2 protein-coding genes are annotated in these 1,379 nt (G+C 60.4%); both read left to right on the top strand.

Annotation, left to right across the window (positions count from 1 at the left end):
• The first annotated feature begins 156 nt into the window (after positions 1–156).
• The gene (coxB, locus tag JJE47_16900; protein MBK5269102.1) at positions 157–1,182 is read left to right on the top strand and encodes a cytochrome c oxidase subunit II; all 1,026 of its coding nucleotides are present in this window, start codon (positions 157–159) and stop codon (positions 1,180–1,182) included.
• A partial coding sequence (locus JJE47_16895) for a cytochrome ubiquinol oxidase subunit I (protein ID MBK5269101.1) occupies positions 1,179–1,379 on the top strand: 201 nt, incomplete at its 3' end. The genes coxB and JJE47_16895, both read left to right, overlap by 4 nt.

Below are 1,379 nucleotides of genomic sequence, written 5' to 3'. Positions count from 1 at the left end.
TGACGGTGTGGTCTCAGCTCGGTTTGAAGGAGCGATGACAAGCGGGGAGCTCGAAGCTGCCCTCGCATCGGTGGGGGCTTGACCAAGGCGTAGAGCCCACCAATCGTGATGGGCAGTGTGGCTGGGTCGTGAGCATCGCCACCTATGATGCCCCCCGTGGCCCGAAACCGGCTCTACCGACTGCTGGCATTGGCCGCCCTGGGTCTGCTCCTGGGCGCCTGTTCCGTAATCGGAATCCCTGACTCTCCGCTCAACTCGCTCGACCCCAAGGGGCCGTTTGCCGAACGGATCGACAACCTCTTTTGGCCCGTTTTCTGGATTGCGGTTGCCATGTTCGTCCTGGTGGAGGGTGTGATACTCGTGGCCGCGATCGGCTTCCGCGACCGCAAGGGTCGCAAAGAGCCCCGCCAGATTCACGGCAACACCAAGCTCGAGATCCTCTGGACGGTTATACCGGCGGCGATTCTCGCTTCCATCGCAGTCCCGACGGTACGTGGCGTCTTCGAGCTCACCGAATGTGGCGAAGGCGCCTATCCCGTCGAAATCATCGGCCACCAGTGGTGGTTCGAATATCGGTATCCGCTGGAGGGTATAGAGACTGCCAACGTGCTGGTCATCCCGGCCGATCGCGAAGTGTGCGCCTCGATGACGTCAGAAGACGTCCTCCACAACTACTGGGTGCCAGCCCTGAACGGCAAGCGATATCTGGTTCCCGGCCAGACCACCATCCTTCGCCTCCAGGCCGATGACCCCGGAATCTTCTGGGGGCAATGTGCCGAGTTCTGCGGCCTCTCCCACTCCCTCATGCGGGCTCAGGTCCGAGCCGTGACCGAGACCAAATTCTCGGAGTGGATCACGGCCCAGCAACAGCCCGCAGCTAAGCCTGCCGACGGCACCGCCGCGGCAGCCGGTCTCGATGCTTTTCTCAACCGGGGATGCACCCAGTGCCACAACATCGACGCCATCAATGAGATTGAACAGGCCGCCTTCAACGGTCCCGATCTCACTCATTTCATGGATCGGGGGGTGCTGGCCGGTGCCTACAAGGAGTACTCAACGGAAAACCTCAAGATCTGGCTGGCCAACCCTCCCAAGGAGAAGCCAGGCAGCTTCATGCCCAACCTCGGTTTGACTCAACAGGAGATTGACGACTTGGCTGCATTCCTGGAGACCCTGCATTGACGACCATCGCCGACCGCCCAACGACAATCTTTCGCCGACCCACAGCCGAGACTGGCTTCTGGTCGTGGGTGACCTCGGTCGATCACAAGAAGATCGGGATCATGTATGGCTATACCGCCTTCATCTTCTTCATCGTCGGCGGTGTCGAAGCCCTACTGCTCCGGATCCATCTGGCCAATTCTGATAGCACTTTCCTA

Source organism: Acidimicrobiia bacterium (genome assembly GCA_016650365.1).
GTDB lineage: Bacteria > Actinomycetota > Acidimicrobiia > Spongiisociales > JAENVV01 > JAENVV01.
The sequence above is the reverse complement of the archived record's forward strand: the minus strand, read 5'-3'. Positions and strand labels throughout refer to the sequence as shown.